This window comes from Aliiglaciecola sp. NS0011-25 (genome assembly GCF_040370605.1).
In the GTDB taxonomy this organism is placed as follows: Bacteria; Pseudomonadota; Gammaproteobacteria; order Enterobacterales; family Alteromonadaceae; genus Aliiglaciecola; species Aliiglaciecola lipolytica_A.
On the sequence record NZ_BAABWR010000012.1, the window covers coordinates 133,557 to 149,806 of the forward strand.

The 16,250-nt window shown below is 42.1% G+C and carries 13 protein-coding genes; 4 read left to right on the forward strand and 9 right to left on the reverse strand.

Annotated elements, in window-relative coordinates; translation table 11 throughout:
* Positions 1 to 357: 357 nt before the first annotated feature.
* Positions 358 to 4,356 (reverse strand): eCIS core domain-containing protein, encoded by a 3,999-nt coding sequence (locus ABWV72_RS12250; protein WP_353370793.1) that lies wholly within the window; start codon positions 4,354 to 4,356, stop codon positions 358 to 360.
* A 240-nt stretch (positions 4,357 to 4,596) separates the two neighbouring features.
* Here ABWV72_RS12250 and ABWV72_RS12255 point away from each other — a divergent pair, with 240 nt between their 5' ends.
* Entirely contained in the window at positions 4,597 to 5,991 is a 1,395-nt protein-coding gene (locus tag ABWV72_RS12255; RefSeq protein WP_303500247.1) for a M20/M25/M40 family metallo-hydrolase, read from the forward strand.
* Between the two features lie 59 nt (positions 5,992 to 6,050).
* Positions 6,051 to 6,521 carry a BamJ family beta-barrel-assembly machinery protein gene (gene bamJ, locus ABWV72_RS12260; RefSeq protein WP_342807390.1) on the forward strand — a complete coding sequence of 157 codons (471 nt, stop codon included), beginning with the start codon at positions 6,051 to 6,053 and terminating at the stop codon, positions 6,519 to 6,521.
* 247 nt (positions 6,522 to 6,768) lie between these two features.
* On the opposite strand, the gene ABWV72_RS12265 is transcribed toward bamJ, so the two are convergent.
* Entirely contained in the window at positions 6,769 to 7,524 is a 756-nt protein-coding gene (locus ABWV72_RS12265; RefSeq protein WP_353370796.1) for a class II aldolase/adducin family protein, read from the reverse strand.
* A gap of 98 nt (positions 7,525 to 7,622) precedes the next feature.
* On the opposite strand from ABWV72_RS12265, the gene ABWV72_RS12270 reads away from it, so the two are divergent.
* Entirely contained in the window at positions 7,623 to 8,315 is a 693-nt protein-coding gene (locus ABWV72_RS12270) for a Crp/Fnr family transcriptional regulator (protein ID WP_353370798.1), read from the forward strand.
* 35 nt (positions 8,316 to 8,350) lie between these two features.
* Here ABWV72_RS12270 and fabB read toward each other — a convergent pair whose 3' ends face one another.
* Positions 8,351 to 9,565, reverse strand: a complete 1,215-nt coding sequence (gene fabB, locus ABWV72_RS12275) for a beta-ketoacyl-ACP synthase I (RefSeq protein WP_216050212.1) — start codon at positions 9,563 to 9,565, stop codon at positions 8,351 to 8,353.
* Between the two features lie 210 nt (positions 9,566 to 9,775).
* Between fabB and mnmC the strand changes: the two genes are divergently transcribed.
* Complete coding sequence (gene mnmC / locus ABWV72_RS12280; protein WP_353370800.1) at positions 9,776 to 11,800, forward strand: bifunctional tRNA (5-methylaminomethyl-2-thiouridine)(34)-methyltransferase MnmC2/FAD-dependent 5-carboxymethylaminomethyl-2-thiouridine(34) oxidoreductase MnmC1; 2,025 nt, start codon at positions 9,776 to 9,778, stop codon at positions 11,798 to 11,800.
* A gap of 16 nt (positions 11,801 to 11,816) precedes the next feature.
* Here the strand turns inward: mnmC and ABWV72_RS12285 are convergent, their stop codons facing one another.
* The 6 genes from ABWV72_RS12285 to ABWV72_RS12310 form a co-directional block, all read right to left on the reverse strand.
* The gene (locus tag ABWV72_RS12285; protein WP_353370802.1) at positions 11,817 to 12,551 is read right to left on the reverse strand and encodes a FlgO family outer membrane protein; all 735 of its coding nucleotides are present in this window, start codon (positions 12,549 to 12,551) and stop codon (positions 11,817 to 11,819) included.
* Positions 12,552 to 12,555: 4 nt separating this feature from the next.
* On the reverse strand, positions 12,556 to 13,308 hold the full coding sequence (locus ABWV72_RS12290) for a FlgO family outer membrane protein (protein ID WP_353370804.1): 753 nt from the start codon (positions 13,306 to 13,308) through the stop codon (positions 12,556 to 12,558).
* Between the two features lie 15 nt (positions 13,309 to 13,323).
* The gene (locus ABWV72_RS12295; protein ID WP_216050209.1) at positions 13,324 to 13,944 is read right to left on the reverse strand and encodes a FlgO family outer membrane protein; all 621 of its coding nucleotides are present in this window, start codon (positions 13,942 to 13,944) and stop codon (positions 13,324 to 13,326) included.
* A gap of 278 nt (positions 13,945 to 14,222) precedes the next feature.
* The gene (locus ABWV72_RS12300; protein WP_216050208.1) at positions 14,223 to 14,504 is read right to left on the reverse strand and encodes a YfcL family protein; all 282 of its coding nucleotides are present in this window, start codon (positions 14,502 to 14,504) and stop codon (positions 14,223 to 14,225) included.
* Positions 14,505 to 14,544: 40 nt separating this feature from the next.
* Complete coding sequence (locus ABWV72_RS12305) at positions 14,545 to 15,675, reverse strand: ATP-NAD kinase family protein (protein ID WP_342807380.1); 1,131 nt, start codon at positions 15,673 to 15,675, stop codon at positions 14,545 to 14,547.
* Entirely contained in the window at positions 15,672 to 16,214 is a 543-nt protein-coding gene (locus ABWV72_RS12310; protein ID WP_353370807.1) for an elongation factor P hydroxylase, read from the reverse strand. The genes ABWV72_RS12305 and ABWV72_RS12310 overlap by 4 nt, the downstream gene beginning before the upstream one ends.
* Between the last annotated feature and the right edge of the window lie 36 nt (positions 16,215 to 16,250).

Here is a 16,250-nt window from a genome sequence, read left to right on the forward strand (position 1 = left end):
AAAGAAAGCCCGCTTTATTGCTTATCGCAAACTGAATCGAGGCTTTTCCGGCGATGAAGAAACAGGAATGATCACAACTCATATATTAGCTAATGCGCGCTCTGAGGTCGCCACTGAATTGGCCAACAATTTAAATTCTTGACTGTCCATATAGTTTTTGTCTACATAGTTTTCCACTTAAACAAAATAGGCCGTAATTATGTTCTAGGGTTAATCATATTAGAGATTGCATGCCAATATTAGTGCGTATTTCCCTCATAACCTTGTACTACTAAAATTTCGTAAAGCAAACACCTGACGGGTTATTTTTATGACTAAGTCTGCAGTCCAATACTTACTTTACAATGCATTAGCCTACTAATTTATCTGGAAAAAATTAGGGTGTTCAGGATCAGTAAACCGTGTTAAGTCAACAGGAGAGTAAAAAGGTGAACCATCCGGCAAAGTGGTGTCTAAATTCAAACGCGATACGTTAAGTGTTGCGCCCTGCAAATTAGCACCGGTTAAATCTGCTCCTCGTAAATCGGTATAGCTTAAGTCCACATTACGAAAGTCCGAATGCCTAAGCTGAGCTCTGCGTAAGCTAACACCATCCATTGGCAGATTTTGGAAACTACGATGATCGAGGACGAGATCGCCTAACTCACCTCCCGCTAGTTCCACTAAATCAACATCATGTAATTGGCCCGCTCCCGCTAAATCATCAAAACTTCCGCTATTAGGTAAGTCTGGTAAATGGCCTAAATTAAAATGTTCGGCCAATGCACCAAACTGTGTTTCAACATCTAACTCTATTCCTTCAATAGCAATATCTCGCCCTCCCCTTTGGCTCCTAGCAGAACGTCGAATATCTCCTTGCGGAACGGTAATGCTGGCTTCGAACATAGGTCGTAATTCAGTCAATCCGCCACCAGCCATTTCTTCTACCATTTCAACACGATAAGTAATGCGCTCCAATACGTCAAAACCGTTATGAGGAGTCAAACTTAAATCGAGATGAACACGGAATCGAGTGCCAGGTGCACGCATTTGATGTAGCTCACGAATTAATCTTTCGATACCTTGATTTTGGTAAATTTGATTAACCACTTCAGGGCCGTAGGCGATGCCTGTGCGCAACTCAATCCCAAACCCAGCTCCAGAAGCATGTAGTCGCTCAGCAAACATATCACTCAATAGTCGAGATAATTGATTCATAGGATCATTAGCAGCCAAATCTGCTCGACGGCCTAACTCAGCCGCATGAGAGGCTAATTCCGTTGCATCAACATCGCCTCTCATTACAGCCGCCTGAGCTTGTATAGCTGCCTCATCTGCTTGTTGCCGAATAGACAAAGCAAAATCACTGGCATCATCGCTCAAACCGGCTATTTCTGAACGCGTAGGAAGTATGGATTCATACCCCTGCCGATTCACACCATCGCCAATTAGAATATTAGTATTTGCAGAGCCAAGCTGTTGTGCCTCATCAATAAGGCGCCCACTGGCGCCTGTGTCTATTCGACGAGTCGCGCCCATTGAAACTCGATAACCTCGAGCTTGAGCTTCTAACATATTTATTTGTTCATGAGATCCAAGTGTGTCCCAGTGAACAGATTCGAATAAGTGAAAAACACGCCTATCACCGGCCGTATTTAAGTTGATACGCACTTGTGTCTGCAACAGTTGACGCAGCAAACCTTCTTCGGTGCCAGCAATAACAGTTACCATCCGTTGAAACATTTCAGAGTTAAAATCACCACTGGCAACGACATCAGACAAAGACTGCAAAACTCTATCAGACAATTCAGGTGCTAATTCTCTGGCTAGTAACCTATCTAGATCTGCACTATCAGATAAAGCCGCACGTATTGGCCGAGCACGCTGTTGTTTGAGTTCAGCAACTAAATCGCGGGCCTGTTGCCGCCAAGCTGGACTTTCAGGTGCCCTACGCGCTGCGGACTCAACAGCATCTAAGCGAGCCAATAAACCACTATGCTCCGCTAACTCTTGACGATAAAAAGACCGAATAAGTGTACATTGATCACTACAGCGAATGAGCATGCCGTTGCCAGCAGCTTTTAAATGATGCGCACCATTTTCTATTTCACTGATTAAACGTGCTTGCTCAATTAAATCATCAGTCCCGTTTCGCAGACTCGACGTGACCTCGTCAATTTGTGACTGAACCCGGTGTAACGCCGATTGTGCATTCTGAGATTGAGTCACCTTCTGGCGGATACCGCGAGCGATACTTTCAGCCATAGTTCGGGTTGCATCACCTCCAGGCTCAGCACGGGCTGATTGCTCAACAAGTTCGATAATTCTATTTTCCATTACATCTAGTGCTTCATCAGATGCACTATTCATCGCCCGTCGAATACTCGATGCAGCTCCACGAAATACTTGCCTAGCTGCAGGAAGCTCAAGACCCGCGCCGACAATATCAACGGCCACCCATAGTAACGACGGATCAGCTGCTGATACAGCTTGGGCTTTTTCGAAATGACTACCAGAGGCGGCGACATCCAATTGATATTGATCTACACTACGAAGGGCGATCGCTGTATTAACCGCTAAACTAGCCCCTGCCCCCACAACTGCAATACCTGCAACTAAGCTACTGCCGCCAGTAGGAATCGCAGCAAGCAATCCAAAACCCAAGGCGAGCACCCCAAGTGCCATGTCTATAAAAGCTTGGTCTTCTTCAGTTTGGGCGCGCATAGCGTTGACCAATTCAGATTGTAGTCCACCATCTTCATAACCAAGTTCACGTTTTGTCCAATCAATAATACGGGGCAACTCCCAAATAACATCATTGTCATCAAGTATGCGCTCTCTCGTTTCAGCTATATTTTCAAGGGTCTCAAATATCGTTTCGCCAACTTGTTGGGCCACTGGTGACATCATGCTATCTAAGGGAATATCATCATTTGATGCAATCGCCCTTAATGCATTGTCATTGCCGTAACCTGGTTCTGCATAAGCGGCTAGAATAGGAAAGTTCTGTTGGTGGACAGATTGTAGAGCATTAAGTACTTCTTGTTGTTCACTAATTTGCCTCCCCAAAGCCTCATGTCGGTCAGGATTGCGAATCATGTCATACACGATTCTTCCACCTATTGCATTCCCCCCAGTACCATGCTGCTCTAAACTTCCTCGCTCAGCCGATAAGCGATTAATGTGTGCCCGGCGGTCTGATAACTGCGATGCGGCTAATCTAAGCGCTTGGGTTTCAGGTGAGTCAACCATAATGCTTAAAGAAACGGGGTTTTGAGTAACATTGACTAGACCATAGCGTATCCGTTCATTATTCACATTGATTTTGCTGAGCTCTAGAATGTTGAGGACGAATTCAACAGCAGCACCTTTGAACTGATTTAAAAAGTTCTGTACTACCGGTAATTGCATGTCAGTAATAGCCAATCCTGCTTCATAACTTTTCCGAAAAAGAGTGATATGGAGATTAACCATTTGCGGGAAACGCTCGCCAAAGCTAGACCAGAGACGCTCTAACGCATTTTCTTCTGAAGGTGTGACCCACCAAGTATTAAGTAATTGCCTTATCGCCGCTATTTTGCGCTCATCGTCCCAAGCAGAAATATCAGTTGCAATGACTTCAACGGCTAACGATTGTGGTGGGGTATTAAAATTTAAATAGTCATCAGATATCCGTTGAATTCTATTTGTGTATCTGCTTTGTTGAACCGTATGGGTTGCCTCATGTGCAATGAGGCCTAAATCAGTTGAGCTTTGTTGCGCTCCTAAATAGATATTATTTTTAAGGGTAAACGCTTTTGCATTGATTGAGGCTGCCATTTGATGGCTTTTTGAATCGGAATGCACCCTCACCTGACTTAAATCAGCTCCAATAACCGGTTCAATTTTATCTTTAATCTCTTTGTTAATTGGCCTACCTGGAGATTTAGAGTTGTGAGTCTTCAGTTGACTTTCAATATTAGTGTGCATATTGACTGGATCTGTCGCGGTATTTTTTAAACTAGTTTGTACAGGTTTAGCAAGTACCTTGCTCGGCATAATTGCATCGTGACTACCAGAGATTACTTTTTCAGCAACTAAATCAGCTTGTTGTTCAAAATGGTCATTAGGCATACCAATATTGAGCTTAGGTTGCATAAAAGAATCAATATGATCATCGCAGGGTGTTTGGGAGCTCGCACAACCGTTGCATTTCCTTTGTATGTATTGGCTCGCGCTACTTGCTGCAGACATCGTCAGTTGCTGCCAATGTTGATTCAGTTCAGGAGGTTTTTGTTCTGCTATTTTAGATAGCGCAGAATTCGCTCGAGCGTTTTTAGTTTCGCCCGCAGTGGAGTCTTTGCTTGATTTTGTGGCATGATGCCGACCGTTCATCATATCTATTATTAGTAGGTCTAGAATGGACCTATATCCCTCAGTTATAACCTAATCAGAATCCTGCCGATGTTAAAATGAGTATAGGAATAAATACTAAAATCGTCTAGAAAAGCCGTTTAAATATACTCCTGATAGCAATTAAATAGAGTCCAGTATAAATAAAGTTAAAGGGATGAATGCATTTACCCTTCGTTGCCGTTAATCTAGACGACCTACTTAATTTAAATAAAGAGCTAACCAATGAAAAATGCTTTAGTATTTTGCATCTTGCTAATATCGACCGCATCGGCACTGGCAAACGATTTAAAAAATTCCGAACATGCGAAGAAATCTTTGGAAATTTATAGAACGATTATCGGTATCCCCACGGTAGCCGGCAAAGGAAATGTGCCCAAAATGGCGGCATATTTGGCAAGTGAATTTAAAGCGGTAGGGTTTAGTAACGACGACATTCAGATTATTCCTAGCGGAGAAACGGCTTCCTTAATTGTGCGTTATCCAACAAATGGTTTAAGTGACAAGCAGCCTATTTTGTTGTTAGGTCACATGGATGTAGTAGAAGCCTTGGCAAAAGATTGGCAACGACCACCATTTGAACTGACCCAAGATGACAAAAACTTTTATGGACGGGGTAGCATTGATAATAAGTTTGGGATTGCCATGCTTTCATCAACGTTTATACGTTTAAAAAAGCAAGGGTTTGTTCCTAATAGAGAACTCTATCTGGTTTTTTCGGGTGATGAAGAAACTGGCATGGTCACAACCCGTATGTTAGCCAATGAACGTCCTGAATTAGCAACGGCTGAATTCGCATTAAATTCGGATGCCGGTGGTGGTGACTTGGATGAAAATGGTAATGCCATCGCGTATCTTGTTCAGGCTGCAGAAAAAACTTACGTGAGCTTTGAGCTGACATTGCGCAATAAAGGTGGGCACAGTTCAAGACCACGCACTGATAATGCAATTTACGAACTATCTAGCGCCTTACTAAATATCAAAGACTACCACTTTCCTGTCATGTGGAGTGATATGACCCGTAAGTTTTTTAAAGTCTCAGGGCATCAATTTGGCGGCGAATTGGGTGAGGCGATGATCGCTTTTGCTAAAGATCCTACCGATAAACAAGCCTCTGACCGCTTACAGATAGAATCATCTTATGTAGGTACAACACGTACCACATGCGTTGCGACTATGTTAAATGCTGGACACGCTGAAAATGCCCTACCTCAATCCGCAACTGCAACTGTGAATTGTCGCGTTTTTCCAGGGGTTTCCGTAGAAAAAATTAAACAAACCTTACAAAAAGTGGTCGATAACGATGAAATTGAGATTGTCACGCTAGATGAACCGGTTGAAAGCCCCATTTCCGAGTTACGAGAAGACGTAATGTCTGCCATTGCCAAAGCCGTACATCTAAGGTATCCCAACCTAGATATCATCGCTTATATGGAATCAGGCGGCACCGATGGTAAGCATTTTCGTAAAGCTGGGATTCCAACATGGGCGATATCCAGTGCATTTATCAATCCAGACGACATGTATGCCCATGGCCTTAATGAACGGCTGCCCATCAAAGCATTTTATGATGGATTAGATCATTGGAGTATTATTCTGAAGGAATTGGCGGGCAACTAACTTAGAAAAAAACCTTGTTAGGCATTTACATTAATTAATCAAAATAAATAGGAAAAGTGATGAAATTTATTGTTTTAGCTGTGGTCATTGCAATTGCAATATTCTACTTCAATAGAAATTCAAATAATAAAAAGTTAGCAATTGAAAATACTGCTGTGGGAAAAGAATTTTTGGTTAACAACAAAACGAACCAAGATGTTGTGGAAACAGCCTCAGGGCTGCAATATCAAATATTGCAAAAAGGTAATGGTGACGAACATCCAAAAGCCAACTCAACTGTTAAAGTACACTACCACGGCATGTTAATAGATGGCAGTGTGTTTGATAGCTCAGTTGACCGAGGCGAACCTATCAGTTTTCCATTGAACCAAGTTATTCCAGGTTGGACCGAGGGTGTTCAATTGATGGTGGTTGGAGATAAGTTTAAGTTTTTCATACCTGCTGATTTAGCCTATGGTGACCGTGCTACCGGAAAAATAACACCGGGCTCTTTGCTCATTTTCGAAGTGGAACTGTTAGAAATACAATAATCATTCTGACATACATATTCACCAACTGTAGCGAATATAAAATAAGGTTTTTCAATACCTGAAAAACCTCATTATTTCTGCGTTCCTGATATCGATAAACACTACTCACCCAATTAAAACATGCCTGTCCATGCTAATTTTATCTTGCGATGATCTGACTATACATGCCTGTGCACGATGAGCTAATTCAATGCCTGTCCACGATGAGCTGTGTCCAGGATAATCTGACTTAGACCACGGGTTCTATCTACTGATCGTAACCAGGGCTAACTTTGTCTAATTTGCGCAAAATTCCTGGCCATGCCAAAGCACCACCAACGGAACGTGTGACTTGTTTCGCCTGAGCTTGAATACCATCTAAAATGGGATCTGGAATTTTAATCAATGGCTGTCCTGTTGCCTGTGCCTGTAGTTGAATTTCACAGGAGCGTTGCAACAAAAACATATACAAAAACGTGTCAGCTACGGTTTCACCACAAGTTAATAAACCATGATTGCGCAAAATCATAAAGTTTTTATCAGCCAAATCAGCAACTAGGCGTATTTTCTCATCGGGATTAAGGGCAACCCCTTCATAATCATGATAAGCCAATGAAGACAGAGGGAATAAGGATTGCTGGCTATAAGCCTGTAGTCCACCTTCAAGGGTTGAAAGCGCAACGCCAGCAATGGTATGCAAATGCATTACACATAAAGCGTCTTCTCTGGCCTCATGCACTGCAGAGTGAATCGTAAATCCAGCAGGATTAATATTATACGGCGAGTCCATCACTATATTTCCTTGCAGATCAACTTTGACTAAGTTGGAAGCTGTCACCTCGTCAAACATTAAGCCATACGGATTAATTAAAAAATGGTGCTCTGGTCCAGGTACACGGGCGGAAATATGGGTAAACACCAAATCATCCCAACCATAATGGGCGACGATACGATAACACGCGGCTAAATTAACGCGCATTTGCCACTCTTGCTCACTTACTAATTCTTGAACTTTGGAATCCACTTTTACGCTCCGATATTACATTTTAATAACATTTGTACACTCTAAGGTATATTTACAGGTTAGACTGTCGTCTATTTGACAGTTTCAATGGAATAGCAATGGATAATTCAGAGATAGAGTATCTTTTCAAACACAACAATTGGCTCGATCAGTTGCCTATTGATGTCATTCAAGCATTAATTTCAGTGAGTAAAATAAAGATGCTCAGCAAAGGGCAAATATTGCATGCTAAAGGCGATAGTGCAGACGGAATTTATTGTATTCTGAAAGGAAAAATTCGAGTTAGTAACGTCAATTCACAGGGTAAGGAAATGGTTCTCACTTGGCTGGAAAGTGGGACTTGGTTTGGTGAAATATCGATGTTTGACGATTTGCCTAGAAGCCATGACGCCCATGCGGATGAAACCACCAGCTTGCTAATGATCCCTAAACTAACATTTCAGAATTTACTGCAAAATAAACCACACTTCTATCCGCATTTTATGCGTATGTTGTGTCAACGTATCAGAGTCACGTTTAATCTAATCGACGAAACTGGCGGTTTATCTTTATTGGGACAATTGGCGCGCCGAATTATATTACTGGCCAACGGACTTCATAACAGCAACCAAAAGCAAAAAAGCAAACGGATCGCGATCTCTCAAGAATCATTGGCACATATGATTAATAGTTCGCGGCAGACAGTAAATAAACTATTGAATGAGTTGAATCAAAAGAAAATTGTCAAAGTTGACTACGGGACAATAGAAATTATAAATATGCAGGCGTTAGAAAGACTGTGTGAAATATAATGAGCAAGGTTACACCCTGCTCATTATACAAATCATTAAGCTTCGTATTTTTTCAAAACTAATGTGGCGTTAGTACCACCAAAACCAAAACTATTCGACATAATAGTATTGAGCTTAGCTTCTCGTGGTGAAGTCACCACATCTAACCCCTCAGCGGCTGCGTCCAAATTATCAATATTAATAGATGGTGCAATGAAGTCATTTTCCATCATCAAAATACTGTAAATAGTTTCGTTAACCCCCGCGGCACCTAGCGCGTGACCAGTCATAGACTTAGTTGAGCTAATTGCTGGGCTTTTACCTCCAAACACTTCTTGAATGGCTGCTAATTCCTTAACATCACCCACTGGTGTAGAGGTACCGTGAGTGTTTAGATAATCGATTGGTGTATCGACATCTTGCATTGCCATTTTCATACAACGCACTGCGCCTTCACCTGAAGGGGCTACCATATCCACACCATCAGAAGTGGCACCATAGCCTACAACTTCAGCGTAAATTTTAGCGCCACGGGCCAAAGCATGTTCAAGTTCTTCAACCACGACCATGCCACCACCGCCAGAGCTGACAAAACCATCGCGGTCAGCATCATAGGTGCGTGACGCGACTGACGGATTGTCATTATATTTAGATGACAATGCACCCATAGCGTCAAACTGCACGGATAAGGTCCAGTGAAGTTCTTCACCACCACCAGCAAACACAACATCTTGTTTGTTTAATTGAATCAACTCTAACGCGTTACCAATACAATGGGCACTGGTAGCACAGGCTGAAGCAATTGAGTAATTAATCCCTTTGATCTTAAATGGCGTTGCCAAGCATGCAGAAACAGTACTAGCCATCGACTTGGTAACCATATAAGGACCAACGCGCTTAACCCCTTTCTCACGCAAAATATCAGCAGCATCAACCTGACTTTTAGACGATGCGCCGCCAGAACCAGCAATAATACCAGTTCGAATGTTAGACACTTGATCTTCAGGCAAACCTGAATCTTCAACAGCTTGCTGCATTGCAATGTATGCATAAGCCGCTGCGTCACCCATGAAGCGTAACTGTTTACGATCTATGTGCTCTTTAAAATCAATATCTACCTTTCCCCAGACCTGTGAACGCAGACCCATTTCCGCGAACTCATCTGAAAAGGTGATGCCTGAACGACCTTGTTGCAAAGATTCCAGAACTTCTTGCTGGTTATTACCTATGCTAGAAACAATGCCGATACCTGTTATGACTGCTCTTCTCATTTTTCACCTTTTTTACGATTTAGTCGAAAAATTTTTCGCATATAATAATGATTTTACAGACTTAACTGGTCTGCTCTTCTGCTAAATGAAATAATGTATTCAGTAATGCTAGCATGTGAATTACTAAGTTACCTAAAAATCACTATTTTAAACACAATTAAAATTAAATTTAGTTATCTCAACAATTCAAAGATGAATTAAGGACACCCGTTGACTATCAAACCTGCCAAAATTGTATATAACTCAGATGGTACTCCCGTGGCAGAAGATTTCGACGATGTGTATTTCTCTAATCACAATGGCTTAGAAGAAAGTCGATACGTTTTTTTGAAAAACAATCAATTGCCGGAAAGTTGGACAACACACAGTCAAAGAAGTTTTGTAATTGCTGAGACTGGTTTCGGCACCGGTTTAAATTTTTTGGCCACTTGGCAGCTATTCGAACAATTTTCCCTTCATTCAGAAAAATCTGAACCTTCGTGTTTACACTTTATAAGTTGTGAAAAATTTCCAATACCCAAAGCTGATTTAATCACTGCTTTAGATAAATGGCCAGACCTAAAACAGTACGCTACGCAACTAATTGACCAATACCCGGATTTGGTTGCTGGTTGCCATCGTATGAGCTTTGCCCAAGGGAAAGTTATCCTAGACCTTTGGTTAGGAGAAGCTACCGAGGTTTTTTCAAGTATGCACAATCAACCTCAAGGTCTCGTAGACGCTTGGTTTTTAGATGGATTTGCACCGAGTAAAAATCCTCAGATGTGGAACTCTGATCTCTATCAACAAATGGCAAGGCTGAGCAAACAAGGGGCTAGCTTTGCCACTTTCACCGCTGCTGGAATTGTTAAGCGAGGTTTAGCCGAACAAGGGTTTGAAGTAAAAAAGGTCAAAGGGTTTGGGCGCAAACGGGACATGTTAGTGGGTCAGTTTAACCAGGCTGGCGTTAATCGCCGATCTAGTCGCTATTTCCAACGCCATGGTATGCAACTCACGTCAGCAAAAAAACGCTCCATTGGCATCGTGGGAGGCGGCATAGCTGCTGCGAATTTAGCCCTATCACTTATCCAAAAAGGATTTCAAGTGACAGTCATGTGTAAGGACGCTAAATTGGCCCAAGGCGCTTCAGGTAACCCCCAAGGCGGTTTTTATCCACAGCTCAACGCAGAAGCGAATATTTCCAGCCGTATTCAAGCATTATCGTTTGGTTTTGCCTGTCGTCGATACCGACAACTGCTAAACCAAGGCTACCAATACGCTCACCAATGGTGTGGCGTATTGCAAGTGGGATTTAATCCTGCGGTACTAAAGCGCCAGCAAAACCTATTGCAAAATGGCATTTGGCCAGACACTTTAATAAATTACAGTGATGAGCAAAACTCCACTCTCGTCTCCGGCCTAGACTTGCCCTACGAAGGATTATTTATTCAACAAGGGGGATGGTTAAGTCCACCAGATTTAGTCAATGCAATGTTTAAATGGGCACAAGAGCAAGGTCATTGCGACATTCTATTAGATGCAGAAGTCTCACAAATTACTAAACAAGACGAGCAATGGGTTGTAGACCTTCCTGAGAAGTATCACAGTCAGTGTAAGACATTTGATGGGTTAATTATTGCCACAGGCTCTGATATTCCACATTTTTCGTACTGTGATGCAATTCCTTTCCAGTTAGTAAGAGGACAGGTTGAAGCAATTCCAACCCAACCACCGTTGGATAATCTGCGAACAGTTTTATGCCACAAAGGTTACATGACACCTGCTTTGGATGGGTTTCATGCTTTAGGGTCCACCTATGTCAAACAAGATACTAGTCAGGTTTATAGAGAAAAAGAACAAGCTAGTAATTTAGACATGCACAAAAAAGCCTTAGCAAAAACCAGTTGGGCAGAAGGTATTTATGCACAAGAAACAGGACGGGCGGCGATTCGCTGTTCCTTACCAGATCACCTTCCAGCAGTAGGTGCAGCGTTTGAATCCAGTCAACAAGCACAGCAATTTAAGCATTTATACAAAGCGTTACCCATTGAGCATTATGAAGATGCAAAGGATTTAGGAGGATTATTTATTTTTGCAGGTTTAGGCTCAAGAGGATTAACCACCGCCCCTTTACTGTCAGAGCTATTGGCATCGCAGATTAGTAATGAACCACTCCCAATGGCTAATCAGTTGCTCAATGCGCTTAATCCAAATCGGTTTTTAATTAAAAATTTAATCAGGCGGATTTACGATTAAATTGAAAGTTTAGAGCTTATTCGCCGACTAAAACATATTCCGGCTGTAAGGATTTCACAACAAAATTGGGGATAAGTACCGAAGCACTAGAAACCACAATTTTAGAATCCATGGAGATAATTCTTGCATTCACACGAACTCCCTTTTCATTGCGAACCAAGGTACCTGACAAGATAAAATCTAGCCCTAACTGGTTGGACAATTTTCGCGCATCACGGCTAAACACCATGTCTCCGTTGGCCCCAACACCTATGTAATCGGTAGTTTTAAAATCGATTACTTGCACACCAAACCCTTGCACTTCTACAATCAACATTTCAGCCAATTGATTGCCTAGTACGCTAGTGTGTTTTAATGTATTGTCGAAGTTTACAAAAGATGCAATCCCCACTTTACTTTGGGTGTCTAATTGTCGGCCATTTCTGACCAGCTCCATAGTCAACTGCTCAGCATAGTCAGCTAGAGATTTGTGGGTGTACGCGGGTTGATACAAGGAGTTAGGGGCACGATAAATTGCCCTAGACTGCTGCTCACTTTGCAAATTTGAATCCTTCATCCGCTGCCTCGAGTCAGCACGATAAACCAATCCAGTGTCAGGATCTGGGGACATATCGACCTTTACAGCAGGTGCTTCGGGAGGAGGTTCAGGAGTCGAGAACCAGTTAGCAAATGCATTTTCAGTCGAAGCACAGCCGCTTATCAACAAGCATGTGCAAGTCAATAAAACTGGAATATTTTTAATGCACTTCACGGCTCTATTCCCCTTGGGTTAATTGCACACCATCAACCATATTGTGTTCACTTGGTAATAAAGCATCTACCACGTAAAACGGCATCAGCATTTGTGCACTTGCCACCACGGCTTTACTTTTTAAACCAAGTATCCGTGCATTAACAATGTATCCACCTTGATGCTTAGTCAAAGTACCCGTTAGGATATATTCGATTGGAGATTGCTCTGTTAACTCTAAAAAATCTCTGCTTAGCAAAAAGTCTCCATGTTCGGTAACACGAATATATTCAGTGGCTTTGAAATCAATCACGGGAATCCGAAATTTGTGCAATTCATGCATAAAAGACTCGGTGAGTTGAAATCCTAAAAGGTTACTTCTTTGCAGGTTACTGTCGATTAGCGCAAAATTAGTCACACCAACGGGAGTTTTATCGGTTATGTACTCCATGTTAGAAATCAAATCTTGGGTCATGTTTTGCACATAATCTCCAACATGTTTTGTTACCATGCGCGCACTAGTACCGCTGCCATTACCGTAAAGCGCGTCTGCCTGTTCACTGCCATATAAATCTGGCTGTGACGAGGTTGATGACTTTGTATTGTCAGTAGATTGCATAGCAGGATCAGCAACAATATTGACTACCTGCATTTGCGGTGTCATTTCCGTTTTAGAGTTATTCTCAGGCTTTTGTGAGTCTGACTCTCCAAATAAAGAAAAGCTTGAACAACCTGACATAAGTAAGGTGGCAGTGAATAATAATATTAGTCTAGTCACTTAAGACTCCTTTATTTAAGAACCTGTGCGATAAATCATGCCACCTCTCATGGTGACTTTTTCTCTTTGCCAAAACAGTTCTGCAGGAAAAAATTTAGTTGCCGAAGCCACAACATCTTTAGTTTCCACGTGAATAATTCTCGCATTTACAATAGCCCCTTCTTGCTGTTCGGTAATAGTACCGGCAATATAAAAGTCTACATTTTGCAATGGCGCCAATCGAGAAACGTCACGACTTAAGGCGTATTCTGCTTCTTTCGTTACTAATATATCGTTTGTAATCTTATAGTCTTGAGTAATAAATCCACGACGACTCGCTTCAGTGACCATTCCTTCCGATAATTGATGCCCTAAAAGCATCAACGGATGCTGATAAGTTTTATCAAATTGCAGATTGGTCACAGGCACAAAGCTCACCACAGCATAGCGATAATCGCGATTGGCGGTCACACCTGCAAACAATTCATTGGCGAGTATTGACGTGTGATATTCAATGTTGCCAAGTGCCGGTAAAGATTCTTCATATTGCATTTTTGGCTGATTTTCAGAATCCGACATAGAAGAACAGCCTGTCAAACACAAAGCTAGAATCGTCCATACACAGCCATGCAGTTTTTGTTTTTTTAGAATCTTCACACTCTACTCTCTTGGTCTTGGGCATTCAGCCATCAATTATCTCAACAATAGATGATGAGATATTTTTCATCATCCATTGTTAACATGCGCAAAGACATGCTGGTTAATAGGCTCAAAAGCAAATATTAAGCCATTTCATAAATGGCCGTGTATCACACTCAATTCAGCTATATATGATGTATGTTTGGTAAGATAATCTAAAAAAACGGCAATGAATCACCTTTTAGCGGCAAAGTTTAGGCGAAATCGAAGGTGGTTAACCAAGAATTTGATGAGTATTAAGCGCTTTTCAAGATGGACTGCCACAACATCAACACTTTTTGCTGATCCTCTGGTTCCAGCTCCTTTTGCTCAAAGGCGCTGTTTAAGTTTTCAGATAACAAGGTATCTAAGGTTTCGATATTGGCTTGCTCACTGCTTAGCGCTTGACTGACAACGAGTGAAAAGTGGCCATGCAAATAACCAGCAATAAAAAGTTCGTCATCGGTGCCTGTTTCCACCACTCCATCTAACTGAGATTCGGCTTGTTGAATAAAATTTTCTAATTGCTGGTGCGACACTACGATAACTTCCTATTGATAATGATAAATATTGTAATTTTTAAGTTTCTGCAATTGGATATAAAACCTGGTCACGATAACCGGTTATCACCGGAATTAACCCTGATAACTGGGCATCCAACTTAGTATCCCCTGAGTCACTAATTAATGGCCGACCTTGCAAAGATTGCAGTTTAGTCTTAGTGGCGACTATATTGATATTTTGACGTCCGATAGTATTGACTACTTGCGGACTAAGTTGTTGATTTCCTCGTCCAAAGATATGTCCTTGACCACCGATTAATGTGATCACCAGTTTGCTGGGTTTATCCTTAATGAATTCTAAAATATCTTGTTCAGTTGCATCTTGATGGACTAATTGCTGGTCGATCACTATATCAACGCCCAACAGAGTGTTTTCCAGTCCTAACTCATGCATGATGGCGGCTACTGTTGACCCCGACCCCATCACGAATACAGTCTCGGGCAAATCTTGCATCAAATCTATAATCTGCGCGGCAATATCAGTTAACACTAACTCTTCTGATTCCTTGCCGCCCATTTTAACAGCTTGAACATAACGCAACTCAGTGGGGACTCGCATTTCGCCATAATATCGTGCACTCACTCGGCCTTGGCGAAACTGCTCCTCGTCGATATCTTTCACTTCAGCTTCACTCAAACTGACGATTTCCCCTTGAATCAACATATTCACAACCCGACCGGCAGATTTAGGTGTGATGGCGTAAACACCAGAATGAATTTTACAGCCTGCGGGCACGCCTAACACTGCGACGTTATCAGCGACAGTGTCATAAATATTACGGGCAGTTCCATCGCCTCCAGCGAACAGTATTAGATCCACATTAACATCGAGCAAACAAGCGGCGGCCTGTTGGCTATCAAACGCCTCTGTTTGAGAGGTTTCTGGTGTATATATTACTTGGGTGTTAAACCCCATTGAACGGCTTAGGTCTTCGCCCATTTCTCCTGCTGCCGTGTAGATAGTCAGATTTTCTTTGTGTGCTAATAATTCTTCCAGTGCTAACTTTGTTTTTGCATTGGCGCGTTTTTCAGCCCCCATTGCCAGAGCTTTTGCTCGGATTTCGGGGCCATCACTGCCTTTTAACGCCAGCGCGCCACCGATTCCCGCATAAGGATTGATAACCAGACCTAATTTAAAATGTCTCATGCGCTTAATCTATTTGAGTGGCAATGAGAAACAATAATGGATTGCAAAGAAACCTGATAGAACGAACACAGCGCCCCAATCATCACCAGCGCCCTTGGTGGAAAACCATGTTGCTGATAGTACTCTAGTTGTAGACGCACTTTTTGTTGAAATGCAGCTCTGTCAGGCTGAACACCATTCAAATTGTCTGTACTGACCTGGAAGGGGAAATTCGCGGCTAAGCTGAACGCCCACTCAATTGCTTGAGGTTTTATTTCAACTTGTTCGAATGCTAGTTGCTGCTGTTCGTCACGACCATCTGGACAGTACCAATAGCCATAATCCTCTAGTAGTCGCCTTTGCTTACCCGCAATGCACCAGTGGGCTATTTCATGCAAACCACTGGCAAAAAAACCATTGGCAAAAACAACCTGATGATAGTCAACCTGTTCGTTGGCGGGCAAATAAATCGGCTCACTTTCCCCTTTAATTAACCGCGTATTCTCGCTTTTTTCGAAGCACTGATTAAATATGTCAATTAAGTCACGATAGTGATGCACAAATTATCCGAAACAAGGTTGCAATTTAGAGGGCTA